Source organism: Lelliottia sp. 489, assembly GCF_050435885.1.
GTDB lineage: Bacteria > Pseudomonadota > Gammaproteobacteria > Enterobacterales > Enterobacteriaceae > Enterobacter > Enterobacter nimipressuralis.
In genome coordinates, this window is the sequence record NZ_JBNDLC010000007.1 from 16,232 (window position 1) to 41,297 (window position 25,066).

Below are 25,066 nucleotides of genomic sequence, written 5' to 3' on the forward strand. Positions count from 1 at the left end.
GAATAAAAAAGCCCGCTTATTTCAGCTGAAACAAGCGGGCTTTTTCTTGAACGTTACTGAATCAATGAAGAACCGTGACCGCATCTTCCAGACGTCCGGCGCGGTGCTTCACCATCGCCGAGACGCGGGCGCTCTCTTCCACCAGATCGGCGTTTTTCTGCGTGATGTCATCCAGTTCGGCTACCGCACGGGTCAGATCAGACAGACCGGTCGCCTGCTCGGAGGTCGAGTGGCTGATCTGAGCAATCAGGCGCGTCACGTTTTGCACCTGCTCCACGATGTCATCCATGGTGCGCCCGGCGGCGTGAACCTGATCGGACCCCGATTGCACCTTGCTGGCGCTGGCATCAATCAGCTTGCGAATATCGTTGGCGGCGCTGGCGCTACGGCTAGCCAGATGACGCACCTCTCCGGCCACCACGGCAAAGCCTTTACCCTGCTCGCCCGCACGCGCCGCTTCAACCGCCGCATTCAGCGCCAGGATATTGGTCTGGAAGGCAATATCGTTGATTAGCTTGGTGATGGAGCCAATGCGCTGGGTGCTGTCGGCAATATCATCCATGGTTTTCACCACGGTCTGCATCGCGTGACCCCCTTCCGCTGCCGCGTCGCTCGCCACTATCGACAGTTTATCGGCCGCCGCTGCGGTTTCAGAGTTGCTCTGCACCGACGCCGCCATCTGATTCATCGTCGTCACGGTCTGCTGCACATTCTCGACCGTCTGGCGGGTGCGATCGTTGAGATCTTCATTGCCCTTCGCCAGTCGGTCGCTGCCATCGCGCACACTTACCACCTGGCTGGATACATCATTGATCAGCCAGCGGCACATCAGCCCCAGCTGTCCGACCGCGCGCAGGGTCAGCCCCAGCTCGTCGCTGCGGTTCAGATGGTCAACGCTGTTACGTTCGCCGGTCGCCACTTTGAGCGCCTGACGCGCCACATTCTCTACCGGGCGCACGATTTGCTGCTCGAACAGGAGAGTGCCGAGCAGCATCACCAGCGCGCTCGCGCCCAGTGCCGCCCAGCTCGCATGGGTGGCGATAAGCGTGGCAGCCAGTGCCACAAACAGACCAGCCATCACGCCACGTACCCGCCAGCGCAGCGGCATCGCCGGTAATTTCCCGCGCCAGCCCTTACTCACCACCAGCCCTTTATGTACACGTTTATTGCAGCGCCCTTCGTTCAGGGCTTTATACAGCGGTTCGACTGCGGCGATCTCCTCCGCCGTGGCTCGGGTGCGAATCGACATGTAGCCCGTCACCTCTCCGCCGCGCACCATCGGTACGGCATTGGCGCGCACCCAGTAGTGGTCGCCATTCTTACGGCGGTTTTTCACAATTCCACTCCACGGCTCGCCCTGTTTCAGCGTGTACCACATATCGGCAAAGGCCGCTTTAGGCATATCCGGGTGGCGCACCAGATTGTGCGGCTGGCCCAGAAGTTCATCCAGTTGGTAGCCGCTCACTTTCACGAAGGTGTCGTTGGTGTGGGTCATGTGGCTGTTGAGATCGGTGGTGGACATGAGGGTGGTATCGTCGTTCAGAGGATATTCATTCTGAGTGACATACGGTTGAGCGGACATGATGGGCATCCCTTGCAGGTTATTTGAATGTTAATTTTGTGGGTTTATCTTTTTTCGGCGGTAAATAATTTATCTTTAGTTGTTAAATCCGATCGAGATCGCAAATTGCAGTTAAACCGCACTTTTTGTACGCATTTCTAATTGATTGATTTCAAATACTTTCGCAAAGAAATTACCCACAAAGGCACACCCGTTAACGCCTCCTTAAGTGGCAAACCATGCACTACAAGGGTGCAATTGACGAATTCCAGGGCACTCGCCAGGCCAGATAGCCCAGCGGCAAAGCGCGTATCTTTCCTTCCGGCACGATTAAATTTTGCACAATATTATTTTGACCTGGCATTTATCCCGATTTTCGTTAAGTCACGGGAAGTGGCGTAATCCCTGCAATAATTAATTCAGTATCATGTGATACGCGATCCCCCGGAGCTCATTTTGAACAGGTTACCTTCCAGCGCCTCGGCTCTCGCCTGTACCGCGCACGCACTGAATCTCATCGAAAAGCGAACGCTTGACCATGAGGAGATGAAACAACTTAATCGAGAGGTGATTGATTACTTTAAAGAACATGTGAATCCGGGATTTTTAGAGTACCGAAAATCTGTTACCGCTGGCGGGGATTACGGAGCCGTAGAGTGGCAAGCGGGAAGTCTGAATACGCTTGTCGACACCCAGGGACAGGAGTTTATAGATTGCCTGGGTGGTTTTGGAATTTTCAACGTGGGGCACCGTAATCCAACTGTGGTTTCCGCCGTACAGAATCAACTCGAGAAACAACCCCTTCACAGCCAGGAGCTGCTCGACCCGCTTCGCGCCATGCTTGCGAAAACGCTGGCAGCGTTAACGCCCGGTAAACTGAAATACAGCTTCTTCTGCAATAGCGGCACGGAGTCGGTCGAAGCGGCGCTGAAACTCGCCAAAGCGTACCAGTCGCCGCGCGGGAAATTTACCTTTATCGCGACCACGGGCGCGTTCCACGGCAAGTCGCTGGGTGCACTGTCGGCAACGGCAAAATCGACGTTCCGCAAACCCTTTATGCCGCTGCTGCCGGGCTTCCGCCACGTGCCGTTCGGTGATATCAACGCGATGCGCACCGTGCTCTCCGAGTGCCGTAAAACCGGCGACGACGTGGCTGCGGTGATCCTCGAGCCGATTCAGGGCGAAGGCGGAGTGATCCTGCCACCGCAGGGCTATCTTCCTGCGGTACGTAAGCTGTGCGACGAGTTTGGCGCGCTGCTGATTCTGGATGAAGTGCAGACCGGAATGGGGCGCACCGGCAAGATGTTTGCCTGCGAGCATGAGAACGTGCAGCCGGACATCCTGTGCCTGGCGAAAGCCCTCGGCGGCGGCGTGATGCCGATTGGTGCCACCGTTGCCACCGAAGAGGTGTTCTCGGTGCTGTTCGATAATCCGTTCCTGCATACCACCACCTTTGGCGGTAACCCGCTGGCCTGTGCGGCCGCGCTGGCCACCATCAACGTGCTGCTGGAGCAGAACCTGCCCGCGCAGGCGGAGCAGAAAGGCGATATGTTGCTGGACGGTTTCCTGCAGTTAGGGCGTGAGTACCCGGATCTGGTGCAGGATGCACGCGGCAAAGGGATGCTGATGGCCATCGAGTTTGTGGATAACGAAATCGGCTACAACTTCGCAAGCGAGATGTTCCGCCAGCGCGTGCTAGTGGCCGGGACGTTGAACAACTCGAAAACCATCCGTATCGAACCCCCGCTGACGCTGACCATTGAGCAGTGCGAAGCCGTATTAAAAGCGGCCCGCAAGGCGCTGGCGGCCATGAGGGTGAGTGTGGAAGAGGCGTAACGACCACTCTCTCGCCGGATAGCGCTGCACTTACCCGGACTACGCAATCGGTAGGCCGGGTAAATCGCAGTGCTTCCGGCGATTTTTACGCCGGCATTAACCCGATAAAACTCCGCTTCTTCCTCGGCTCCGACATCAGCGCTTCGAGTTTCTCCACGCAGGCCAGATAGTGCGGCGTCTTCTTATGCGCCAACACCGCTTCTTCGTCTTTGTATGCCTCGTAGATGAAGAACCGGGTTTTCACTCGCGGGTCCTGCAGCACGTCAAAACGCAGATTTCCCGGCTCCTGAATCGCGCCCTCATGATTGGCGCGAAACACCTCCAGAAACTCATCCACGCGCTCCGGTTTAATATTGATTTCCACTAACGTCACATTCATTTCACCTCTCCCTGTTTCTCTTCCTGCCAGAACTGGAACGCCTCGCGGGCGCTCATGTTCTCGTGAACCACTTTCTTCACTGCCTTCAGCATCGCGAGCGGCGCGCTGGACTGGAAGATGTTGCGCCCCATATCCACGCCCGACGCCCCCTGATCGATGGCGCGGAAACACATCTCCAGCGCTTCGTGTTCGGGCAGTTTTTTCCCCCCGGCGATCACAATCGGCACCGGACAGCTGGCGGTGACTTTTTCGAAGCCCTCTTCCACGAAATAGGTTTTGACGAACTGCGCGCCAATTTCGGCGGCAATACGGCTGGCGAGCGAGAAATAGCGCGCGTCACGGGCCATCTCTTTCCCGACGCCGGTCACTGCCAGGGTCGGAATGCCGTAGCGATTGCCCGCATCCACCAGCTTGATAATGTTGTTGATGGACTGGTGCTCAAACTCGCTGCCGATATACACCTGCGCCGCCACCGCGCAGACATTCAGGCGCAGCGCATCCTCCATTGCCACCGCCACGCACTCGTTCGACAGCTCGCCCAGAATCGAGTTACCGCCCGACGCGCGCAGCACCACCGGTTTGTTGGTGGCTGGCGGAACGGTGCTTCGCAAAATTCCGCGGGTACACATCAGCACGTCGGTTTCGGCAAACAGCGGAGCAATCGACAGGTCGATACGCTCAAGCCCGGTGGTCGGTCCCTGGAAATAGCCGTGGTCGAAGGCGAGCATTACGGTGCGGTTGCTTTTCGGGTTGAAGATGCGCGCAAGCCGGGATTGCATCCCCCAGTCCAGCGCGCCGCAGCCCTTCAGGGTAAAGGGCACGTTCTGCTGCGGCGTGCCGATGCCGAAATCTTTTCCGTCTTTGATGTCATCTAAATCAGCCATGTTTTCCCCCGTCAGAAGTCGTATTTATTAATGTTCTCTTTAGTGAACACCACGCGCTCCGGCAGCAGCACGATGCCGTTCCCCTTCGCCTCATACTGATAACCCTGCACGCTGTTAGGCTCGACTTTCAGCACGCCGATGCCTTTGACATCCACGCTGTCGCCCACGTTAAGATCGCCTTTTTTCAGCAAATGATCGGCGACATTGACCGCAATTTTGCCCTGCTGGACCACATCCCACAGGCCGAAGGCTTTTACCGTGCCGCGCTCGACGTACGGACGCATAACGTTCGGCGTACTAAAACCGACAATCGCCACCCCTTCGCGCTTGAGATTCTCCGCCGCCTGCGCCGCCGCTGGCAGCGCGTTAGCATCCGGCGCGATGATCGCATCCAGATCCGGGTAGGCTTTTAAGATCCCCTCGGCGGTTTGCAGGGATTTGGTCGCGTCGTTATAGCCAAACTGGGTGGTGACGATTTGCCACTGCGGGTGGTCTTTCTCGATTTTGGCCTTCGCCTCTTTCACCCATTGGTTCTGGTCCGTCACGGTTGGGCTGGAGTAGAAGAACGCGACTTTGGCGTCCGGTTTCGTGACCTGTTTTCCGGCCATATCCACCAGCAGGCTGCCGAGCTGCTCCGGCGTACCCTGGTTGATATAGATGCTGCGGCATTCAGGTTTGGTGTCGGAATCCCAGGTCAGCACTTTCACGCCGCGCTGCATCGCGCGTTTCAGCGCCGGGCAGAGTCCGTCCGGCGATACGGCGGAGACGATAATGGCGTTGAAGCCCTGGTTAACGAAGTTGTTGATGAGCTGCACCTGGCCGGAGACGCTCGGTTCGGTCGGGCCATCGTAGGTGACATCCACGCCCAAATCTTTACCCGCCTCTTTGGCGCCGTTCCCGCCGCTGGTAAAGAAGCCGACGCCTACCAGTTTAGGAATGAACGCAATTCGTTCGGCGGCCTGCGCCGAGGCAAAGCTTAACGCCATCGCCAGGACTATCAGTTTTGTTTTCATCTTACGCTCCGGGTATTTTTTGTGAGAAGAGTGTGCAGCCATTCACGGTGCAGACTCAGCGAACGTCCCATCACCACCACAACCAACAGCGCCCCTGACAGCGCGCTCGACACCTGGTTGGGGATGCCGACCATCTGTAAACCCTGCTGCAGATACCCCACCAGCAATGCCGCCAGCGCTGTACCCACAACCGAACCTGAACCGCCATAAATATTCGCCCCACCGAGCACCGCCGCCGTGAGCGCGGGCATCAGCAAATCGCGCCCCAGATCGGAGCGCGCCGAGCCGAAATAGGAGACCATCACCAGCGCGGCGATCGCCGACGCTACGCCCACCAGCCCGTACAACGCATACGGCATCCCGTTCACCGACAGGGCGGCGTAGCGTGCCGCACGCGGGTTTTGCCCAATCAAAAACAGGTGCCGACCAAAGCGCCCGCGATGGGTGATCAGCCAGAAGAAGAAGGTAATCACCACGAACAACACCAGCGGGATCGGCAGGCCGAACAGCGTCAGATTGGCGAAGGCGGTAAAGCTGTCCGGGAAGCCGCCGATGCCTTCGTAGCCGGTCGCGCCCGCCATGCCGGAGAGCAGCAGCGCCCCGCCGCCGTAGAGGTAGAGCGTACCGAGGGTAATCACCAGCGGGCTGATGCCGGTGTAGTGGATCAGCGCCGCGTTAAACAGGCCACACAGCAGGCCGAGCACCAGCGTGAGCGGTATCGCCAGCGTCATGGGCCAGCCGGCCTGCATCATCACGCCCAGCGCAATCGCGCACAGGCCAATGGTCGATCCGAGCGAAATATCAATCCCGCCGCTGATGATCACCAGCGTCAGCGGCAGCGCCACAATACCGATGCAGATGAAATCGCTGGTGCTGAACAGCAGCATGTTGATATCCAGCATCCGTGGGTTGATGGCCCCGAACAGCAGGATCTCCAGCACCAGTAAAATCAGCAGCGCGCTTTCCCAGTTAAGCTTCATTTACGCCACCTCTTTTTTGCGTTTCGGAAACGGGGTGACGTGCTTTCCCCCTTTGTTGCCGGGCTGGAAACGGCTGTACTTCAGCGCGCGCTGATGACGCGCCAGCGCCTGACGCAGACGCCCGTCGAGGACCAGCACACCGAGCAAGACCAGCCCGGCGATAAAGTCATTCCACCAGGCCGGGAGCTTGAACAGCACCAGCACGGTGTCGATTTGTGTGAGGAAGAAGGCGCCGAGAAACGCGCCAATCAGGGTGCCGGTGCCGCCGAGAAGGGAGATTCCGCCCAGCACGCACGCGGCGATGGCTTTCATTTCCAGCCCGCTGCCGGTCTGGTTCGGCACAAAACCGATCTGCGACGCAAAGACGATCCCGGCGCAGGCGGCCAACACGCCATTGAGGGTAAACGCGATCATCCGGGTGCGGTTCACCGCCACGCCGAGCTGACGCGCGGCGGCCAGGTTATCGCCCACGGCGTAAAAATCACGGCCAGACGCGGTGCGCGACAACGTCCACGCGCCAATCAGCGCCAGAAACAGCACCACCATACCCAGCGGCGAAACACCGACAGCGACGGGTTCCGACAGGGCTTTCAGGCTCGACGGTAATCCTTCGATCCACTTCCCGCCGGTCCACAGCAGCATCGCCCCGCGATATAGCCCCAGCGTGCCGAGAGTGGCGACAATCGCCGGAATACGCAGCCCAACCACCAGCAGGCCGTTAAAGGCCCCGGCCAGCGCGCCAATGGCGACCGCAAAAAGCATCGATACCGGCAGGCTGTAGCCGTTGTTAAGCGCCACGCCGACGGCGATCGCACACAGCCCGACCGTCGAGCCAACCGACACATCAATGTTGCGCGTCAGCATCACCAGAGTCGCGCCGAGGGCCAGCAGGATCAGGATTTGCGAACTGGCGAAAATCATCCCCAGCGTCTGAAAGCTCAAATACACCGGATTAAGCGCCACCAGCACGCCGAACAGCGCCAGAATGGCGAGAAAGGCGCTCAGCTCGCGGTTCTTCAGTAACGTCTTCATGATTGTCCTCCAAAGGCCAGCGCCATCATCCGGTCGAGGCTGACGGCGTGGCGCGGCAGTTCACCGCTGAGCACGCCCTGATGCATCACCAGCACGCGGTCGGCGAGACCCGGAAATTCATCGAGATCGCTGGAGATCATCAGCACCGCCACGTTCTGCGCCGCCACGCTTTTGATCAGCTGGTAGATGTCCGCGCGCGCCGAAACATCGACGCCGCGCGTCGGCTCATCCACGATCAGCAGCAGCGGATTGGCTTCCAGACAGCGGGCCAGCAGCACCTTCTGCTGATTGCCGCCGGAGAGCGTGCGCACAGTTTGATCCGGGTGGTTGAGCTTGATCCCAAGCGCCCGGTGGTAACGCTCCACCACCGCCGCTTCGCGCTTGCGCTGCTGCCAGAGGGACGGCTCATTCAGCGCCACGGTGTTCCAGCGGATGGGCGCATCGAGAAACAATCCGGAAACCTGCCTGTCCTCCGGGAGATAGACCAGCCCTTTGGCGAGACGCGACAGGACGGAATCGCCGCCGATCTCCTGGTTCTCCAGCCAGATCCGCCCGCCGCGTGCGGGTCGCAGCCCGTAGAGCGTCTCCGCGAACTCGGTGCGCCCGGATCCCACCAGCCCGGCGAGGCCGACGATCTCCCCGGCGTAGATCTCGACATTGAGATCGATAAAGCCTTCGCCCGTCAGATCTTCCACCCGCAGCACCGGGAAATCCTGCGCCTGCGTGCGGCGATTGCCCGGCAGCGCCAGCCACAGTTTTTGCGTGTCGCTTAAGGCGTGCTCGCGGCTGACTGGCGTCATGGCGGCGATTAAGGCGCTGTCGTCATAGGCCGAGGTTTCGCCGCTCAACACTACCGCCCCGTCACGCATCACCGAGATGTGGCTGGCGAGCTGGCGGATCTCCGGCAATTTATGAGAGATAAACACGATGCCGACCCCGAGATCCTGCAATGCGCGGATCTGGCGGAACAGGCGTTCCGTCTCCCCCGGCGTGAGTGAAGCGGTCGGTTCATCGAGGATCAGGATCTTCGCCTCGCGCATTAATCCGCGCAGGATCTCCACCATCTGCTGATCCGCTACTTCGAGGGTGCTGGCAGCGGCGTCGAGATTCAGCTGACACTGCAGCTGCTGGAGTTTATCGGCGAGGCGTTTTTCGTGTTGCGTTCCGCGCGGCAGACGAAAGAGGATGTTTTCGCGCACGGTGAGATTGGGAAACAGCATCGGCTCCTGCGGCACCAGGTAGATCCCCAACTGGTGTGCCTGGCCGGGCTTGAGGCGCGCAAATGGCTTGCCTTCAACATAAAGTTCACCGCCGTCGGGCGATTCCACCCCGGCGATAATTTTCATCAGCGTCGATTTTCCCGCGCCGTTGCCGCCCATCAGAGCATGGACCTGACCGGATAGCAGCGTGAAATCAATGCCTTTCAGCACCGGTACGCCGGAGAACTGCTTGTGGATATCACGCGCTTCGATCAGGACTGTCATCATCGCTCCGCCATTGAACAAATGATTTTTTGATTTAATAATGTTCAAAAGCGTAGACGGTGAACTATATTTACAACCGTGCAGGGATCACAGTTTTATCGATTCAGATCCTGATAACTCTGCGTTGTTTCTTTAAAGATCCGTTTTGCCGCGTGGCTCACACTTTCTGCCCGCGTCTGAGCGAACATATGATCTAAATTTTTATAAGAGTTCAAATATGGGCGATAAACGCACTGCCGAAGATAGTCGGTTTGCCGGGCTGGCGCTGGCAGAGGAAGAACTGGTCGCCAGGGTGGCGTGGTGTTACTACCACGACGGCCTGACGCAGAACGATATTGGCGAGCGCTTAGGGCTGCCGCGCCTGAAGATCTCCCGTTTACTGGAAAAAGGGCGTCAGTCCGGGGTGATCCGCGTACAGATAAATTCCCGCTATGAGGGGTGTCTGGCGCTGGAGACTGAGCTGCAGCAGCGCTTTAACCTGAAAATGGTTCGCGTGGTGCCAGCCCTGAATACTGCGCCGATGAACGTGCGGCTGGGGATTGGCGCAGCGCAGTCGCTGATGGGGTTACTGGAACCGGGACAGCTGCTGGCGGTGGGATTTGGTGAAGCGACCATGAGCTGCATTCAGCACTTAAGCGGCTTTATTAGCTCACAGCAGGTGCGGCTGGTGACGCTTTCCGGCGGCGTGGGCCCTTATATGACCGGCATCGGTCAGCTGGATGCGGCCTGTAGCATCAGCATGATTCCGGCTCCGCTGCGGGTTTCATCGGCAGACGTTGCCGGCATTTTAAAACGAGAAGCCAGCGTGCGGGACGTGATCCTCGCCGCCACCGCCGCCGACGCCGCCGTGGTGGGTATTGGCTCCGTGAATCAGCGCCGTGACGCCACCATTTTGCGCTCGGGCTATATCAGCGAAGGCGAGCAGCTCATGTATGCGCGCAAAGGTGCGGTCGGCGACATCCTCGGCTATTTCCTCAATGCCGCAGGCGAACGGGTGCCCGACCTGGAGATTCATCAGGAATTGCTCGGCGTCACGCTCGAGGAACTGGCGCAGTTGCCAACCATCGTCGGCGTGGCAGGAGGGGAAGAGAAAGCAGATGCGATTTACGCCGCACTGAAAGGTCGCCTTATTAATGGCCTGGTGACGGAAGAGACGACAGCCCGCGCGGTGCTTGCCCTGGCGAAATAAGCCACTTGCCCCGTGCCAACACGAGGCAAGCTCATGAGTTACCTTTTAGCGTTAGATGCAGGGACGGGAAGCGTTCGCGCCGTTGTATTTGATTTGCAGGGCAACCAGGTCGCCGTCGGCCAGGCGGAGTGGAAACACCTGAGCGTGGAGAACGTGCCAGGCTCGATGGAGTTCGATCTCGACACCAACTGGCGGCTGGCCTGCCAGTGCATTCATCAGGCGCTGGAGCGCGCGCACCTGAGCGCAGCGGATATCCAGTCCGTCGCCTGCTGTTCGATGCGCGAGGGGATCGTGCTCTACGACCGCAACGGCGATGCCATCTGGGCCTGCGCTAACGTCGATGCCCGCGCCAGCCGGGAAGTGGCTGAACTCAAAGAGATCCACGACTACCGTTTTGAATCCGAAGTGTATGACGTCTCCGGCCAGACGCTGGCCCTGAGCGCCATGCCGCGCCTGCTGTGGCTGGCGCACCATCGTCCGGATATCTATCGCAAAGCGGCGACCATCACCATGATCAGCGACTGGCTGGCGGCGAAGCTTTCGGGCGAGCTGGCGGTGGACCCTTCCAATGCAGGCACTACCGGGATGCTCGATCTCTTCAGCCGAGACTGGCGCCCTGCTCTGCTGGATATGGCCGGGCTGCGGGCCGATATTCTCTCCCCTGTTAAAGAGACGGGCACGGTGCTGGGAGCGGTGACCCGTGAGGCCGCACAACAGAGTGGGCTGCGCGAAGGCACGCCGGTGGTAATGGGCGGTGGCGACGTGCAACTGGGCTGTCTGGGGCTGGGTGTGGTCCGCGCCGGGCAAACCGCGGTACTGGGCGGGACCTTCTGGCAGCAGGTGGTGAATTTGCCGCAGGTGCGTACCGATCCGGAGATGAATATTCGCGTTAATCCGCACGTGATACCCGGTATGGCGCAGGCGGAATCCATTAGCTTCTTCACCGGGCTGACGATGCGCTGGTTCCGCGACGCGTTTTGCGCCGAAGAGAAGCTCATTGCCGAGCGGATGGGGATGGACACTTACGCCCTGCTTGAAGAGATGGCAGCCCGCGTTCCGGCGGGATCGCACGGCGTGATGCCGATCTTTTCCGATGCGATGCATTTTAAACAGTGGTACCACGCCGCACCGTCGTTTATTAATCTCTCCATCGATCCGGAAAAATGCAATAAAGCCACGCTGTTCCGCGCGCTGGAAGAGAATGCGGCGATTGTCTCCGCCTGTAATCTGGCACAGATTTCGCACTTTTCCGGCGTAACGTTTGAGAGCCTGGTGTTTGCAGGCGGCGGCGCAAAAGGCGCGCTCTGGAGCCAGATTTTAAGCGACGTCACCGGGCTGCCGGTGCGCGTGCCGGAAGTCAAAGAGGCGACCGCGCTGGGCTGCGCCATTGCAGCAGGCACTGGTGCCGGGTTGTATGCCGATATGGCATCGACGGGGGAAAAACTGGTGCGCTGGAGCCGGGAATTTACCCCCAACCCAGAACACCGCGAACTGTACGACGGCATGATGCAGAAATGGCAGGCGGTGTACGCCGACCAGCTAGGGCTGGTCGACAGCGGGCTGACCACGTCGATGTGGCAGGCCCCGGGGCTTGTGCGGGCTGTTGCACCATAAAAACGGGCCGGATGGCGATGCGCTTATCCGGCCTACCTCTCTCTATGGCTATATTCAATTTTGCCTTCTTGAGTTAATTCATAATTATAAACTGCCCATTCAGAAGATATCTGAAAATGAATATTTTCATAGGGCCGTTCACTCATAACCATCGGATAATTTTTAATAATACAATTATGCTCATTCTTTCCCATTGAAAAACACAACAGATCTTCCTTCGGGTTCTCTTTATAATTTGTAAACCCTTCACCTACATCCATAATATAATAAGAATGAGGAATACCATCGATTAAGGGATAATCATTAATTAATTTTTGCCTTCGTGATAAAAACCAACCAATTTTATCACTGTCAGCCCATGGTAAATGATCAACTACAACGAAGACAGAAGAATTGAAGTCAGAATAAACATGTAATATTTTAACTGGTCGAAGCGACCAAAGGTTACACATTGCAATAATAATAAAAATGCCAATAAATCGTTTTTTTTTGTTTTTCATTGATAACTTCCAATTCTTGCAAACGCTGAAAAATTCGTAAAGAAAGGTCGAAAGGCGAAATCTTTGTGCCGTTGAAGAAAGAACCAGATGCGAAAAAAACGGAACTGGCTATAAAATTCACTTTTAATATCAATACAATCAAGACCAAAGTGGTCCTGTGCCTCAAAGAGGATTTCAGCCTCCCATCCTATTGCATATTTTTCAATGAATAGAAGCGTTATCTTCTGAGCATGGATATCATGCACCGTTATTCCAAGACCATTAATGTTGTCTTGAACTTGATTGAATTTTGGTAAAATTGAATCATGAAGTGCTAATGCAATACTATCCTCGAGTGGTGTATATGCATTCCAGAAAAAACCAGCACCAGTTTTATCCTCAATGGTGCTCTTTATTATTGATATTGAACTGTTAGGTTTTGGGTCATCCACACGTTTTTCGAACGCAACATTAAGAGATGTGCTATAAAAATGTTTTCCATCACCATATCTAAAATGAGAGATCATCTCTTTAATTAGATGCTGATATTCTCCTATGCGCGAAAATTCATTTGAAAGTTCAGTCATTTCATTGAATAAAATATTAACGCATTCTTCGTGAGACACTTTTCTTCCATCGGAGGGGGTTATGTACCCACCAAATATCGTTGGTACGTTCGGAACGTCGTAGCAAATTAGCCGATAGGGGTCCACCTGGCCTGAGATATCGTGCAACCCAAGTGATCTTAACTGCTGCTCATTCATATCCCCACATTTCATATCATCCGCAGAATAATCATTAAATGGGTTGATCGTTTTAAACAGAGTACAGGGACAATCTATTGATAATTTTGATGGATACTCCATTATGATTTCCTCCTTGAATAACAACAAGTTATCACTATTAAATGAAGTGCATTTAATCACGTTTTTCTAAAAAAAGTACCCAATCTCACATTCTTAATGTGCATTTGTATGTTGTTACAATACTTCCGAATGAGTAACAGCACTCCTAATCTTTGAATCCCATCACAATCATCACACGCCTCTTTTCCTCTTTTGCCCGCGAGTGGCTAAATTAGTAACTCATCCGACCACATAACAATAATTTTACACTGGAAGAGATTATGAGCCGCTATCCGTCGCTTTTTGCCCCCCTCGATCTGGGGTTTACTACGCTCAAAAACCGCGTGTTGATGGGCTCTATGCATACCGGGCTGGAGGAACATCCTGACGGCGCAGAGCGTCTGGCGGCGTTTTACGCCGAGCGCGCGCGTCACGGCGTGGCGCTGATTGTCACCGGCGGTGTCGCCCCTGCCCCCTCGGGTGTTGGCATGGAAGGCGGTGCGGTGTTGAACGATGCCAGCCAGTTGCCCCATCACCGGCTTGTCACCGATGCGGTGCATAAAGAGGGCGGTAAAATCGCCCTGCAGATCCTGCACACCGGGCGCTACAGCTATCAGCCACATCTGGTGGCCCCTTCCGCCATACAGGCGCCGATTAACCGCTTTAAGCCGCACGCCCTCACCCACGAAGAGATCCTCGCCTTGATCGATGACTTCGCCCGCTGCGCCGCGCTGGCGCGTGAAGCAGGCTACGACGGCGTAGAGATCATGGGCTCCGAAGGCTATCTGATTAACGAGTTTCTGGCCGCCCGCACGAACCAGCGCGACGACGAATGGGGCGGCGATTATCCGCGTCGGATGCGGTTTGCCGTGGAAGTGGTGCGTGCGGTGCGCGAGCGCGCCGGGGCTGATTTTATTATCGTGTTCCGCCTGTCGATGCTCGATCTGGTCGAAGGCGGTGGCACATTCGAGGAGACACTCCAGCTGGCGCAGGCCATCGAAGCGGCAGGCGCGACCATCATCAATACTGGCATCGGCTGGCACGAGGCGCGTATCCCTACGATTGCCACGCCGGTCCCGCGCGCAGCGTTTAGCTGGGTAACACGCAAGCTGAAGGGCAAGGTGTCGATCCCGCTGGTCACCACCAACCGTATTAATGATCCGCAGGTTGCAGATGATGTGCTGGCAAAAGGCGATGCGGATATGGTGTCGATGGCACGTCCGTTTCTCGCCGATGCCGAGCTGCTTTCCAAAGCGCAGAGCGGCCGCGCGGATGAGATCAATACCTGTATCGGCTGTAACCAGGCGTGCCTGGATCAGATCTTCGTCGGTAAAGTCACCTCGTGCCTCGTCAATCCGCGCGCCTGTCATGAAACCAAAATGCCGATTGTGCCTGCGGTGAAAACCAAACGACTGGCCGTGGTCGGCGCAGGCCCTGCGGGACTGGCGTTCGCGGTAAATGCCGCGTCGCGCGGCCATTCGGTGACGCTTTTTGACGCGCTGGCGGAGATTGGCGGGCAGTTTAATATCGCCAAACAGATCCCCGGCAAAGAGGAGTTTTATGAAACCCTGCGCTATTACCGCCGAATGATCGCCCTGACGGGCGTGGATCTGCGGCTCAATCAGTTTGTCCGCGCGGAGGATCTGGCGGCGTATGACGAAGTGATCCTCGCCAGCGGGATCGCCCCACGCACACCCGCGATCGAAGGGGTCGATCATCCAAAAGTGTTGAGTTATCTCGACGTGCTGCGCGACAAGGTTCCGGTCGGCGAACGGGTGGCAATTATCGGCTGCGGCGGCATCGGCTTTGATACGGCCATGTATTTAAGCCAGCCGGGCGAAGCGACCAGCCAGAACATCGCCGAGTTTTGCGTGGAATGGGGTATCGACACCAGCCTGAAACAGTCCGGCGGCCTGCGACCGGAAGGGCCGCAGCTGCCGAAAAGCCCGCGCCAGATTGTGATGCTCCAGCGCAAAGCCAGCAAACCGGGCGATGGGCTGGGGAAAACTACCGGCTGGATCCATCGCGCGACGCTGCTTTCTCGCGGCGTGAAGATGATCCCGGCGGTGAGTTATCAGAAGATCGACGATGAAGGGCTGCATATCACTCTTGCCGGTGAACCGCAGGTGCTACGCGTGGATCATGTGATTTTATGTGCCGGGCAGGAGCCGAAACGCGATCTGGCCGATCCGCTGCGCGAGGCCGGGAAAACGGTGCATTTGATTGGCGGGTGCGATGTGGCGATGGAGCTGGACGCCCGGCGCGCGATTGCGCAGGGAACCCGTCTGGCGCTGGAAATCTAGGTCATGTACGCCCGGTAAACATAGCGCTACCGGGCATAACCGTCGCAGCAGAGCCAGCTTAGCGACGACGCCCCAGTTTCACGGCCTTCAGCACCACAAATTTGTTATTGGTGGCGACCGTAGAGCAGTTACCGAAGATCTTCTTCAGCTTGTGGAAGTAGTCGAGGTGGCGGTTCGCCACGATATACAGCTCACCGTTAATTTTCAGGCAGCGACGTGCGTGGTGGAACATTTCCCAGGCCACGTTATCCGTCAGGGCATGTTTCTGGTGAAACGGCGGGTTGCACACCACCGCGTTAAAGCGGAATGGCTCTACGCCCGATAGCGCGTTGTTGATCATAAACTCGCAGCGGTCCAGCGCTTCCGGCATGTTGGTTTCAACGTTCAGGCGGCTTGAGGCCACGGCCATTGGCGATTCATCGGTGAAGATAACGCTGGCTTCCGGGTTTTTCTCAAGCAGGGTCAGGCCGACAACACCGTTACCACAGCCGAGATCGACAATCTCGCCTTCCAGATTGTCCGGCAGATGTTCCAGGAAGAAGCGCGCGCCGATATCCAGCCCCGTGCGCGAGAAGACGTTCGCATGGTTGTGAATGGTCCAGTTCGTTCCTTCCAGCTTCCAGCTCAGGGTTTCTGGCGCGTCTTTCAGCTCAGGATTGTTGAATGTGCAGTTAATCAGACGGGCTTTTTTCCACGCCAGCGTCGTCGTGGTAGGACCCAGAACCTTTTCGAACAGCTCAAGAGTCGAGTTGTGAATATCACGCGCTTTGGCGCCCGCAATAATCCGCGTTTCCGGTGTCACCACATGACGCAGCGCGCGCAGCTGCTGCTCCAGCAGCGCCAACGTTTTAGGGATCTTGATCAGCACAACGCCCGGTGCTTGCGGGTACTCCGCCGTGCTGTCGAGGAACTTAACGCTCGATTCCGCAATCTCGTTGTGACGCAGGTTTTCACGCGTCGCAAGCTCGCTCAAATAGGAATCGCCGATGCTGTAAGGCGTGTGTTCGGCCAGCGCGCAACCCAGCGCACCAAAGGTGTCATTCAGGATCAGAACCGGGCCGACAATTTCAGTGTCATCCAACTGTTGCAGCAGATATTCATCCGCCGCTTCCCACGCCTGAAGCGGGTTAACGTCGTCCGTTTCCGGGAAACGTTTAAGATTGAGTGAACGGAAACCGTTGTCTAAGTGGCTCATCGGCCCTCCTGAGTGGTAAAATTTGGCGTTATCCCTGAAAAGGGTGCGTGAGTATACCCTTTTTATTATTCTGGTGGAGCGTTGATGAGCAATCTTAGTTATCTCCAGGGATATCCGGAGAATTTACTTTCCCAGGTCCGCACCTTAATTGCCGAACAGCGCCTGGGCAGCGTTCTTGAAAAACGTTATCCAGGAACACACAGCTTCGCGACGGATAAAGCGCTTTGGCAGTACACCCAGGATCTGAAAAGTCAGTTTCTGCGTAACGCCCCGCCCATCAATAAAGTGATGTATGACAACAAGATCCACGTGCTGAAAAACGCGCTGGGTTTGCACACCGCCGTGTCCCGCGTACAGGGCGGAAAGCTGAAGGCCAAAGCGGAAATCCGCGTCGCCACCGTGTTTCGCAATGCGCCGGAGGCTTTTTTGCGGATGATCGTGGTGCATGAACTGGCGCATCTGAAAGAAAAAGAGCACGACAAAGCCTTCTACGCCTTGTGCTGCCACATGGAACCGCAATACCACCAGCTGGAGTTTGATACGCGCCTGTGGCTTACGCATTTATCGTTAAAGAGTAATGAGGGTTAACGCACTGGTTTTGTCATGTGTGCGTGCTAAAGTGACAAAAGGTTCCCCGTTACGGAGTACGTGAACGTTTATGATACGTTTCGCAGTTATAGGCACGAACTGGATCACGCGCCAGTTCGTCGACGCCGCCCATGAAACCGGCAAATTCAAACTCACCGCCGTCTATTCCCGCAGCCTTGAACAGGCGCAGACTTTTGCTAACGATTATCCTGTCGAGCATCTGTTTACCTCCCTTGAGGAGATGGCGCAGAGCGATGCCATTGACGCGGTGTATATCGCCAGCCCGAATTCGCTTCACTCCCCGCAAACGCTGCAGTTCCTCGCCCACAAAAAACATGTGATTTGCGAGAAGCCTCTGGCGTCCAATATTCAGGAAGTGGAAGCTGCCATTCAGCTGGCGCGGGAAAACCAGGTGGTGCTGTTCGAAGCGTTTAAAACCGCCAGCCTGCCGAACTTCCTGCTGTTGCAGCAATCATTGCCGAAGCTTGGCAAAGTGCGCAAAGCCTTTATCAATTACTGCCAGTACTCCTCGCGCTACCAGCGCTATCTGGACGGCGAAAACCCTAATACCTTTAATCCGACCTTCTCGAACGGCTCGATTATGGATATTGGCTTTTACTGTCTGGCCTCTGCGGTGGCCCTGTGGGGCGAACCGCACGGCGTGATTGCGACCGCCAGCCTGCTCGACAGCGGTGTCGATGCTCATGGCGTCGTGGTACTGGATTACGGCGATTTCAGCGTCACGCTTCAGCACTCCAAAGTCAGTGATTCTGTGCTGCCGAGTGAGATTCAGGGCGAAAATGGCGCACTGGTGGTTGAGAAGATCTCGGAGTGTCAGAAAGTCAGCTTTATTCCGCGTGGCGGTAAGGCTCAGGAGCTGACGCAACCTCAGCATATTAACACTATGCTGTATGAGGCAGAGGTGTTCGCACGTCTGGTAGAGACCAATGAAGTGAACCACCCAGGGCTTGCCGTGAGCCGCACGACGGCGAAACTGCAGACCGAAATCCGCCGTCAAACCGGCGTGGTGTTCCCTGCGGATGACGTGAGCACGACAGCGCTCGCGTAAAGCTGTGTAATAGAATCGTTAAGGGCATTGACGAAAACCGTGTCCTGACATATTTTGTTACCTGCAAAGGGGAGTAACTTCATTGCCGGTGGGTCGTCATTACGATGCGTGCAATACCGCATCCGGTCGCCGGGCAACGAAAAAGAGTCACGAAACGTGTTCTTTTTGGTTGTAAGTGAGACCTTGCCGGAAGGCGAGGTCCCTGCATAAATAACGCAACGGCTATCGTCTTCTGACGTTGGCCGTTTTTGTTTTTATGGAAGGAAAAATCTCTATGCACTCTGTCGGCACTCCAATGTTATGGGGCGGTTTCGCAGTCGTGGTGGTCATCATGCTGGCGATCGACCTCTTTTTACAGGGCCGTCGCGGCGCACATGGCATGACCATGAAACAGGCCGCGGCCTGGTCGCTGGTGTGGGTAACGCTCTCTTTGCTGTTCTGCGCCGCGTTCTGGTGGTATCTGGCGTCAACGGAAGGCCGCGCGGTGGCCGACCCGCAGGCGCTGGCCTTCCTCACGGGCTATCTGATTGAAAAAGCCCTCGCCGTTGATAACGTCTTTGTCTGGCTGATGCTGTTCAGCTATTTTGCGGTGCCTGCTGCGTTGCAGCGTCGCGTGCTGGTCTACGGCGTGCTGGGCGCGATTATTCTGCGTACGGTGATGATCTTTGCCGGTAGCTGGCTGATTACGCAGTTCGAATGGCTGCTGTATGTCTTCGGGGCGTTCCTGCTCTTCACCGGTGTGAAAATGGCGCTGGCGAAAGAGGATGAAACGGGGATTGGCGAGAAGCCGCTGGTGAAATGGATCCGTGGGCATCTGCGCATGACCGACACCATCGACAACGAGCACTTCTTCGTGCGTAAGAACGGCCTGCTGTTTGCCACGCCGCTGCTGCTGGTGCTGATTCTGGTTGAACTGAGCGACGTGATCTTCGCGGTCGACAGTATTCCGGCTATCTTCGCGGTGACCACCGACCCGTTCATCGTGTTGACGTCTAACCTGTTTGCGATCCTCGGTCTGCGTGCGATGTACTTCCTGCTGGCCGGTGTGGCGGAGCGCTTCTCGATGCTGAAATACGGGCTGTCGATCATCCTGGTGTTTATCGGTATCAAGATGCTGATCGTCGATTTCTACCATATCCCGATCGCCGTCTCGCTGGGCGTGGTATTTGGTATTCTGGCGCTGACGCTGATCATTAACGCCTGGGTTAACCACCAGAACGATAAGAAACAACAGGCGCAGTAAGTGCGCCCTCGCCCTTCCGTCAGCGGACGGAGGGGCTCTCTTCCTGCACCGCTTTTTCCACTTTAAACGGATCGATTCCCCGCCGCTGCATCCGCCAGAAGCGGATAATATTCAGGCCGTTCATCAGCAAAAAACTTCCCTCAATCAATGTTCCGCCAATCGAGCCTAGCCAGAAATTGTGGATCACCCAACAGCAGGTGGAACACCAGATGACGCAGCGCATGGTCAGGCCTTTACAGCGAAACAGCGCCCAGGTGCTCACCAGCGTGCCGGCCACCGGCAGCAGTTCGATGGGGTGATGGAATTTCGCCAGCCCCAGTCCGGCGGTCAGAACGATAAAAATCGCCATGACCCACAGGCTGCGCGTGCGCAGAGTGATGAGCGTTCGTACCGCGTTGAGCATTGCGCTCGATCCGGCCGGAAACGCACCCATCAAAAAGAAATGCACGCCGATAATGGCGCTGTAGACCGAAAGCTGTTTTTTGAATTTCCGCTCGTCGCGGTTGATGAAGGTGGTGATTCCCACCAGAAAGGCGATGACCCCAACGCCCTGGGCAAGCCAATACGTGGTCATGAAAATTTCCTGTTAAGACAAAAACAAACGGCGCCTCAGAGTGAAAGCGCCGTTTCTTATGCTAACGCTAATGGACTTACAGCGTCACGCCGCTTTTGAAAATCGCCAGCTCGCGGAAATCGTTACGCTCGTTGCAGGTCTGCTTGCCGTTGGCAAACTCCACGATGGTGTCGATGAACTCATTCAGCAGCTGCGGCATGGCTTTACCGTGAATCAGCTGCCCGGCGTCAAAATCGATCCAGTGCTTTTTCTTCGCCGCCAGCTCGCTGTTGGTGGCAATTTTCACCGTTGGCACAAAACCGCCGTACGGCGTGCCGCGTCCGGTGCTGAACAGCACCATATGACAGCCCGCACCCGCAAGCGCACTGGTCGCGACGGCGTCGTTCCCCGGCGCGCTGAGCAGATTCAGACCGTGCGTTTTCAGGCGTTCACCATAGCGCAGCACGTCCACAACCTGGCTGGCACCGGCTTTTTGCGTACAGCCGAGGGATTTCTCCTCGAGCGTGGTAATGCCGCCCGCTTTGTTGCCCGGTGATGGGTTTTCGTAAATCGGCTGATTGTGCGCGATGAAATACTGTTTGAAGTCGTTCACCATGGTGACGGTTTTTTCAAACGTCGCTTCGTCGCGGCAGTGGCTCATCAGAATGCGTTCTGCGCCGAACATTTCCGGCACTTCGGTCAGCACGGTGGTCCCACCGTTGGTGATCATGTAATCCGAGAAGCGGCCCAGCATCGGGTTGGCGGTGATGCCCGACAGACCGTCGGACCCGCCGCACTCCAGACCGAACTTCAGCTCGCTCAGTTTGCCCGGCTCGCGCGTGTCGTGACGCATCACCTCATACAGCTGATGCAGTTGTTCGAGACCCGCCTCCACTTCGTCGTCCTGATGCTGGCACACCATAAAGTGCACGCGCTCAGGGTCGAAATCCCCCAGCGTTTCACGGAAAGCGTCGACCTGGTTGTTTTCACATCCAAGGCCAATCACCAGCACCGCGCCCGCATTCGGGTGGCGCACCATGTTTTGCAGCATGGTGCGGGTGTTAATGTGGTCGTCGCCCAGCTGCGAGCAGCCGTAGGTGTGGCTGAACAGGAACACGCCGTCGGTGCCTTCGGCATTGTTAGTCTCTTTCAGAAAACGATTCTGAATTTGACGCGCGATCCCATTTACGCAGCCGACGGTTGGCAGGATCCACAGTTCGTTGCGGATCCCGACTTCTCCGCTGGCGCGGCGGTAGATCTGAACATCGCGATCCTCCCCCTGCCCTTCTTCAGGCTGAAAATCAGGTTGATAGCTGTACTCGTCCAGATCGCTGAGATTGGTGCGGGTATTGTGGGAATGAATATGTTCACCCGGCGCAATATCCGCCAGCGCATGACCGATCGGCAGACCATACTTCACCACATTTTCGCCTTTCGCGATGGGGAACACGGCAAATTTATGCCCGCGGACAATCGCCTGACGCAGGGTGATGGTCTGGTTTTCCACGGTAACTTCCGCGCCTTCGGTCAGATCCGCCAGCGCTACGGCAACGTTATCCAGCGAATGGATCTTGATGTATTGCATATCAACCTCAAACGGCCTTAGTTCAGTTCAATGGCGAAGTAGTCGCGCGCATTGTTAAAGCAGATGTTTTTCACCATTTCGCCCAGCAGCTGGATATCGGCTGGCGCTTCACCCGCAGCTACCCAGCGGCCAATCATCTGGCACAGAATGCGGCGGAAATATTCATGGCGGGTATAAGAGAGGAAACTACGGCTGTCGGTCAGCATCCCCACGAAACGGCTCAACAGGCCCAACTGCGCCAGCTGCGTCATCTGACGCTCCATGCCATCTTTCTGATCGTTGAACCACCAGCCGGAACCGAACTGCATCTTGCCTGGCATCCCTTCACCCTGGAAGTTACCGATCATGGTGCCCAGCACTTCGTTGTCGCGCGGGTTCAGGCAGTAAAGAATGGTTTTTGGCAGCAGGTTTTGTTCGTTCTGTTTGCTCAGCAGTTTTGACAGCTCTTCCGCCATCGGGCGGTCGTTGATGGAGTCAAAGCCCACGTCTGCACCCAGCAGTTTGAACTGGCGCTGGTTGTTGTTGCGCAGTGCACCGATGTGATACTGCTGCACCCAGCCGCGACGCGCGTATTCCGCGCCGAGGAAGACCAGCACGGCCGTTTTGAACTGAGCCACTTCGTGTTCGTTCAGGGACTCACCCGCCAGACGACGCGCCAGGATACTGTCCAGCTCGGATTCATTCGCTTCCGCAAACAGCACGACGTCGAGCGCATGGTCAGAAACTTTACAGCCGTGAGCCGCAAAGTGGTCCAGACGTTTGGTGAGCGCCGTTTGCAGATCGGTGAAACGACGGATATCGGTGTCAGACACTTCGGCAAGCTTCGCCATGTAGTCACCAAAGGTCGCCTGTTCAATGTTGAATGCCTTATCCGGGCGCCAGCTTGGCAGCACTTTGACATCAAAAGAGGTGTCTTTGGCGACAACCGCGTGATGTTCCAGCGTATCAATCGGATCGTCAGTGGTACCGACCATTTTCACGTTCATCTGCTTCATGATGCCGCGCGCGGAGAATTTATCCTGCGCCAGCAGCTCGTTGCACTGGTTCCAGATCTCGTCAGCAGTAGAAGGCGAAAGTAGTTTGCCGGTGATACCGAACGGACGACGCAATTCCAGATGGGTCCAGTGGTAGAGAGGGTTGCCGATAGTGTGCGGCACGGTCGCGGCCCAGGCGTCAAACTTCTCGCGGTCCGACGCGTCGCCGGTACACAGGCGCTCGGCCACGCCGTTGGTGCGCATCGCGCGCCATTTGTAGTGGTCACCCTTCAGCCAGATGTCATACAGGTTTTTGAAACGGTAATTTTCGGCAACCTGCTGCGGCGGTAAATGGCAGTGGTAGTCGAAAATCGGCTGATCTTTTGCGTAGTCATGGTACAGACGGCGGGCAAATTCGGTATCTAACAGGAAATCTTCGGTCATAAACGGCGTCATTATCGTCTTCCTCTATAACGAGAGCGTCAGAAAGCTATTGCTTATGTTCAGATGCTGCAAAGTTATCACACCAATTTCCAGAGGCCGATGTTTTTTTCGTGAGTTAGATCAATAAACGTCGACAAATAAATTACCCCTAAAGGAGCAAACCCCGTCGTAACCCGCGCCACTCCTGGCTTTGTGTGGGGTGAATAATGACCCTACAAAGATTCACACTTTTGTGATGTCACTCACCTTTTAAAGTTGTATGACAAGTTATCTTTTTGCCGTCGCAACATATAAGCCGACGGAATGCATTACCGGTGTGAAATCATCGGAATTAGCGGTACGGATACCGACTTATGCACGATTACAACTGGCAAGGTTCGGGCCGTTCCGGGAGTCACTCCCGGTTACGCCCTCCCGTTACAAGACAGCTCCCGGCAACGGTCGAGATGTACCGTGCCCCGGCGCGGCAATACTATAACGATGAGGTTTTACATGCGTAAAATTAAAGGGTTACGTTGGTACATGATTGCACTGGTGACGCTCGGCACCGTGCTGGGTTACCTGACGCGTAACACCATAGCGGCGGCTGCGCCAACGCTAATGGAAGAGCTGCACATCTCCACTCAGCAGTATTCCTACATTATCGCGGCCTACTCCGCGGCTTATACCATCATGCAGCCAGTTGCGGGCTACCTTCTCGATATCCTCGGTACCAAAGTGGGCTACGCCTTCTTCGCCGTGACCTGGGCTATCTTCTGCGGCGCGACAGCGCTGGCGGGTAGCTGGGGTGGACTGGCACTGGCGCGTGGTGCGGTCGGTGCGGCAGAAGCGGCAATGATCCCTGCGGGTCTGAAAGCCAGCTCTGAGTGGTTCCCGGCAAAAGAGCGTTCTATCGCTGTAGGCTACTTCAACGTCGGTTCCTCTATCGGTGCGATGATTGCTCCGCCGCTGGTCGTGTGGGCGATTGTGATGCACAGCTGGCAGTTAGCGTTCATTATCTCCGGTGTGCTGAGCTTTGCCTGGGCGATGGCGTGGCTGATCTTCTACAAACACCCGCGCGATCAGAAGAAACTGTCTGACGAAGAACGCGACTACATCATTGGTGGTCAGGAATCCCATCACCAGACCAACAACGGTAAAAAAATGTCCGTCTGGCAGATTCTGGGTACCCGTCAGTTCTGGGGTATCGCCCTGCCGCGCTTCCTGGCAGAACCGGCCTGGGGCACATTTAACGCCTGGATCCCGCTGTTCATGTTTAAAGTCTACGGCTTTAACCTGAAAGAAATCGCGATGTTCGCCTGGATGCCAATGCTGTTTGCTGACCTCGGCTGTATCGTCGGCGGCTACCTGCCACCGCTGTTCCAGCGTTGGTTCGGCGTGAACCTGATCGTGTCCCGCAAAATGGTGGTGACCATGGGCGCACTGCTGATGATTGGCCCAGGTATGATCGGCTTGTTCACCAGCCCATACGTGGCAATCGGCCTTCTGTGTATCGGTGGTTTTGCGCACCAGTCTCTGTCTGGCGCACTGATTACCCTCTCTTCTGACGTCTTTGGACGTAACGAAGTGGCGACCGCCAACGGCCTGACCGGGATGGCCGCCTGGACTGCGAGCACCCTGTTTGCTCTGGTGGTCGGTGCACTGGCTGACACCATCGGCTTCAGCCCGCTGTTCGCCGTGCTGGCTATCTTCGACCTGATGGGTGCAGTGGTGATCTGGACGGTGCTGAAGAACCAGTCTGCCGAGGAGCTACTCAATAGCTCGGTGGGTGGACCCGCCGAACAAAGTTAGGGTTTGATCTGAGATCAACTAAAGC

General features: G+C 56.4%; 21 protein-coding genes. 8 read left to right on the forward strand and 13 right to left on the reverse strand.

Going from position 1 to position 25,066, the window contains the following annotated elements; genetic code table 11:
- Positions 1-61: 61 nt before the first annotated feature.
- Positions 62-1,582: a methyl-accepting chemotaxis protein gene (locus ABIE11_RS18195; RefSeq protein WP_429185066.1), complete on the reverse strand. Its 1,521-nt coding sequence runs from the start codon at positions 1,580-1,582 to the stop codon at positions 62-64.
- A 435-nt stretch (positions 1,583-2,017) separates the two neighbouring features.
- Between ABIE11_RS18195 and ygjG the strand changes: the two genes are divergently transcribed.
- The gene (ygjG, locus tag ABIE11_RS18200; protein ID WP_181826894.1) at positions 2,018-3,397 is read left to right on the forward strand and encodes a putrescine aminotransferase; all 1,380 of its coding nucleotides are present in this window, start codon (positions 2,018-2,020) and stop codon (positions 3,395-3,397) included.
- A gap of 85 nt (positions 3,398-3,482) precedes the next feature.
- Here the strand turns inward: ygjG and lsrG are convergent, their stop codons facing one another.
- From lsrG to lsrA, 6 genes are read right to left on the reverse strand one after another with little or no spacing between them, the layout of a single operon-like run.
- Positions 3,483-3,776, reverse strand: a complete 294-nt coding sequence (lsrG, locus tag ABIE11_RS18205) for a (4S)-4-hydroxy-5-phosphonooxypentane-2,3-dione isomerase (protein ID WP_231275953.1) — start codon at positions 3,774-3,776, stop codon at positions 3,483-3,485.
- Positions 3,773-4,660, reverse strand: a complete 888-nt coding sequence (lsrF, locus tag ABIE11_RS18210; protein WP_100778830.1) for a 3-hydroxy-5-phosphonooxypentane-2,4-dione thiolase — start codon at positions 4,658-4,660, stop codon at positions 3,773-3,775. The genes lsrG and lsrF overlap by 4 nt, the downstream gene beginning before the upstream one ends.
- 11 nt (positions 4,661-4,671) lie before the next feature.
- Entirely contained in the window at positions 4,672-5,673 is a 1,002-nt protein-coding gene (gene lsrB / locus ABIE11_RS18215; protein WP_429185068.1) for an autoinducer 2 ABC transporter substrate-binding protein LsrB, read from the reverse strand.
- A complete protein-coding gene (gene lsrD, locus ABIE11_RS18220) occupies positions 5,670-6,653 on the reverse strand; it encodes an autoinducer 2 ABC transporter permease LsrD (protein WP_429185069.1) in 984 nt (327 codons plus the stop codon). Before lsrD ends, lsrB begins: the two co-directional genes overlap by 4 nt.
- Positions 6,654-7,685: an autoinducer 2 ABC transporter permease LsrC gene (gene lsrC, locus ABIE11_RS18225; RefSeq protein ID WP_429185070.1), complete on the reverse strand. Its 1,032-nt coding sequence runs from the start codon at positions 7,683-7,685 to the stop codon at positions 6,654-6,656. It lies immediately after the preceding gene.
- Positions 7,682-9,169 (reverse strand): autoinducer 2 ABC transporter ATP-binding protein LsrA, encoded by a 1,488-nt coding sequence (gene lsrA, locus ABIE11_RS18230; protein WP_429185144.1) that lies wholly within the window; start codon positions 9,167-9,169, stop codon positions 7,682-7,684. The genes lsrC and lsrA overlap by 4 nt, the downstream gene beginning before the upstream one ends.
- A gap of 217 nt (positions 9,170-9,386) precedes the next feature.
- Here lsrA and lsrR point away from each other — a divergent pair, with 217 nt between their 5' ends.
- Positions 9,387-10,358 (forward strand): transcriptional regulator LsrR, encoded by a 972-nt coding sequence (gene lsrR / locus ABIE11_RS18235; RefSeq protein WP_429185072.1) that lies wholly within the window; start codon positions 9,387-9,389, stop codon positions 10,356-10,358.
- Positions 10,359-10,391: 33 nt separating this feature from the next.
- Positions 10,392-11,972: an autoinducer-2 kinase gene (lsrK, locus tag ABIE11_RS18240; RefSeq protein WP_102104836.1), complete on the forward strand. Its 1,581-nt coding sequence runs from the start codon at positions 10,392-10,394 to the stop codon at positions 11,970-11,972.
- Positions 11,973-12,004: 32 nt separating this feature from the next.
- Here the strand turns inward: lsrK and ABIE11_RS18245 are convergent, their stop codons facing one another.
- Both ABIE11_RS18245 and ABIE11_RS18250 read right to left on the reverse strand, forming a co-directional pair.
- Positions 12,005-12,472 (reverse strand): DUF943 family protein, encoded by a 468-nt coding sequence (locus tag ABIE11_RS18245; RefSeq protein WP_429185073.1) that lies wholly within the window; start codon positions 12,470-12,472, stop codon positions 12,005-12,007.
- Positions 12,469-13,317, reverse strand: a complete 849-nt coding sequence (locus tag ABIE11_RS18250) for a YPO3983 family protein (RefSeq protein ID WP_429185075.1) — start codon at positions 13,315-13,317, stop codon at positions 12,469-12,471. Before ABIE11_RS18250 ends, ABIE11_RS18245 begins: the two co-directional genes overlap by 4 nt.
- Positions 13,318-13,577: 260 nt before the next feature.
- Between ABIE11_RS18250 and ABIE11_RS18255 the strand changes: the two genes are divergently transcribed.
- Positions 13,578-15,599, forward strand: a complete 2,022-nt coding sequence (locus tag ABIE11_RS18255; protein ID WP_107702791.1) for an NADPH-dependent 2,4-dienoyl-CoA reductase — start codon at positions 13,578-13,580, stop codon at positions 15,597-15,599.
- Positions 15,600-15,657: 58 nt separating this feature from the next.
- Here ABIE11_RS18255 and rlmG read toward each other — a convergent pair whose 3' ends face one another.
- The gene (gene rlmG / locus ABIE11_RS18260) at positions 15,658-16,794 is read right to left on the reverse strand and encodes a 23S rRNA (guanine(1835)-N(2))-methyltransferase RlmG (RefSeq protein WP_429185076.1); all 1,137 of its coding nucleotides are present in this window, start codon (positions 16,792-16,794) and stop codon (positions 15,658-15,660) included.
- A gap of 84 nt (positions 16,795-16,878) precedes the next feature.
- Between rlmG and ABIE11_RS18265 the strand changes: the two genes are divergently transcribed.
- The 3 genes from ABIE11_RS18265 to ABIE11_RS18275 all read left to right on the forward strand — a co-directional run bounded on the left by ABIE11_RS18265 (position 16,879) and on the right by ABIE11_RS18275 (position 19,694).
- Positions 16,879-17,382: a M48 metallopeptidase family protein gene (locus ABIE11_RS18265; RefSeq protein WP_107702789.1), complete on the forward strand. Its 504-nt coding sequence runs from the start codon at positions 16,879-16,881 to the stop codon at positions 17,380-17,382.
- 70 nt (positions 17,383-17,452) lie between these two features.
- Positions 17,453-18,451 carry a Gfo/Idh/MocA family protein gene (locus ABIE11_RS18270; protein ID WP_100778818.1) on the forward strand — a complete coding sequence of 333 codons (999 nt, stop codon included), beginning with the start codon at positions 17,453-17,455 and terminating at the stop codon, positions 18,449-18,451.
- Positions 18,452-18,725: 274 nt separating this feature from the next.
- Positions 18,726-19,694 carry a TerC family protein gene (locus tag ABIE11_RS18275; protein WP_100778817.1) on the forward strand — a complete coding sequence of 323 codons (969 nt, stop codon included), beginning with the start codon at positions 18,726-18,728 and terminating at the stop codon, positions 19,692-19,694.
- 19 nt (positions 19,695-19,713) lie between these two features.
- Here the strand turns inward: ABIE11_RS18275 and ABIE11_RS18280 are convergent, their stop codons facing one another.
- From ABIE11_RS18280 to uxaC, 3 genes are all read right to left on the reverse strand, one after another.
- A complete protein-coding gene (locus ABIE11_RS18280; RefSeq protein ID WP_102104842.1) occupies positions 19,714-20,268 on the reverse strand; it encodes a YgjV family protein in 555 nt (184 codons plus the stop codon).
- A 76-nt stretch (positions 20,269-20,344) separates the two neighbouring features.
- A complete protein-coding gene (locus ABIE11_RS18285; RefSeq protein WP_429185077.1) occupies positions 20,345-21,832 on the reverse strand; it encodes a UxaA family hydrolase in 1,488 nt (495 codons plus the stop codon).
- A 17-nt stretch (positions 21,833-21,849) separates the two neighbouring features.
- Complete coding sequence (gene uxaC, locus ABIE11_RS18290; RefSeq protein WP_102104844.1) at positions 21,850-23,262, reverse strand: glucuronate isomerase; 1,413 nt, start codon at positions 23,260-23,262, stop codon at positions 21,850-21,852.
- A 480-nt stretch (positions 23,263-23,742) separates the two neighbouring features.
- Between uxaC and ABIE11_RS18295 the strand changes: the two genes are divergently transcribed.
- Positions 23,743-25,041, forward strand: coding sequence for an MFS transporter (locus ABIE11_RS18295; protein ID WP_100778813.1), 1,299 nt, complete (start codon positions 23,743-23,745; stop codon positions 25,039-25,041).
- Positions 25,042-25,066 lie beyond the last annotated feature (25 nt).

Excerpts from the sequence above, each read along its gene's own strand:
- ABIE11_RS18195 (WP_429185066.1), bottom strand. The coding sequence starts at position 1,582 with ATGTCCGCTCAACCGTATGTCACTCAGAATGAATATCCTCTGAACGAC.
- lsrG (WP_231275953.1), bottom strand. The coding sequence starts at position 3,776 with ATGAATGTGACGTTAGTGGAAATCAATATTAAACCGGAGCGCGTGGAT.
- lsrF (WP_100778830.1), bottom strand. The coding sequence starts at position 4,660 with ATGGCTGATTTAGATGACATCAAAGACGGAAAAGATTTCGGCATCGGC.
- lsrB (WP_429185068.1), bottom strand. The coding sequence starts at position 5,673 with ATGAAAACAAAACTGATAGTCCTGGCGATGGCGTTAAGCTTTGCCTCG.
- lsrD (WP_429185069.1), bottom strand. The coding sequence starts at position 6,653 with ATGAAGCTTAACTGGGAAAGCGCGCTGCTGATTTTACTGGTGCTGGAG.
- lsrC (WP_429185070.1), bottom strand. The coding sequence starts at position 7,685 with ATGAAGACGTTACTGAAGAACCGCGAGCTGAGCGCCTTTCTCGCCATT.
- lsrA (WP_429185144.1), bottom strand. The coding sequence starts at position 9,169 with ATGACAGTCCTGATCGAAGCGCGTGATATCCACAAGCAGTTCTCCGGC.
- lsrR (WP_429185072.1), top strand. The coding sequence starts at position 9,387 with ATGGGCGATAAACGCACTGCCGAAGATAGTCGGTTTGCCGGGCTGGCG.
- lsrK (WP_102104836.1), top strand. The coding sequence starts at position 10,392 with ATGAGTTACCTTTTAGCGTTAGATGCAGGGACGGGAAGCGTTCGCGCC.
- ABIE11_RS18245 (WP_429185073.1), bottom strand. The coding sequence starts at position 12,472 with ATGAAAAACAAAAAAAAACGATTTATTGGCATTTTTATTATTATTGCA.
- ABIE11_RS18250 (WP_429185075.1), bottom strand. The coding sequence starts at position 13,317 with ATGGAGTATCCATCAAAATTATCAATAGATTGTCCCTGTACTCTGTTT.
- ABIE11_RS18255 (WP_107702791.1), top strand. The coding sequence starts at position 13,578 with ATGAGCCGCTATCCGTCGCTTTTTGCCCCCCTCGATCTGGGGTTTACT.
- rlmG (WP_429185076.1), bottom strand. The coding sequence starts at position 16,794 with ATGAGCCACTTAGACAACGGTTTCCGTTCACTCAATCTTAAACGTTTC.
- ABIE11_RS18265 (WP_107702789.1), top strand. The coding sequence starts at position 16,879 with ATGAGCAATCTTAGTTATCTCCAGGGATATCCGGAGAATTTACTTTCC.
- ABIE11_RS18270 (WP_100778818.1), top strand. The coding sequence starts at position 17,453 with ATGATACGTTTCGCAGTTATAGGCACGAACTGGATCACGCGCCAGTTC.
- ABIE11_RS18275 (WP_100778817.1), top strand. The coding sequence starts at position 18,726 with ATGCACTCTGTCGGCACTCCAATGTTATGGGGCGGTTTCGCAGTCGTG.
- ABIE11_RS18280 (WP_102104842.1), bottom strand. The coding sequence starts at position 20,268 with ATGACCACGTATTGGCTTGCCCAGGGCGTTGGGGTCATCGCCTTTCTG.
- ABIE11_RS18285 (WP_429185077.1), bottom strand. The coding sequence starts at position 21,832 with ATGCAATACATCAAGATCCATTCGCTGGATAACGTTGCCGTAGCGCTG.
- uxaC (WP_102104844.1), bottom strand. The coding sequence starts at position 23,262 with ATGACGCCGTTTATGACCGAAGATTTCCTGTTAGATACCGAATTTGCC.
- ABIE11_RS18295 (WP_100778813.1), top strand. The coding sequence starts at position 23,743 with ATGCGTAAAATTAAAGGGTTACGTTGGTACATGATTGCACTGGTGACG.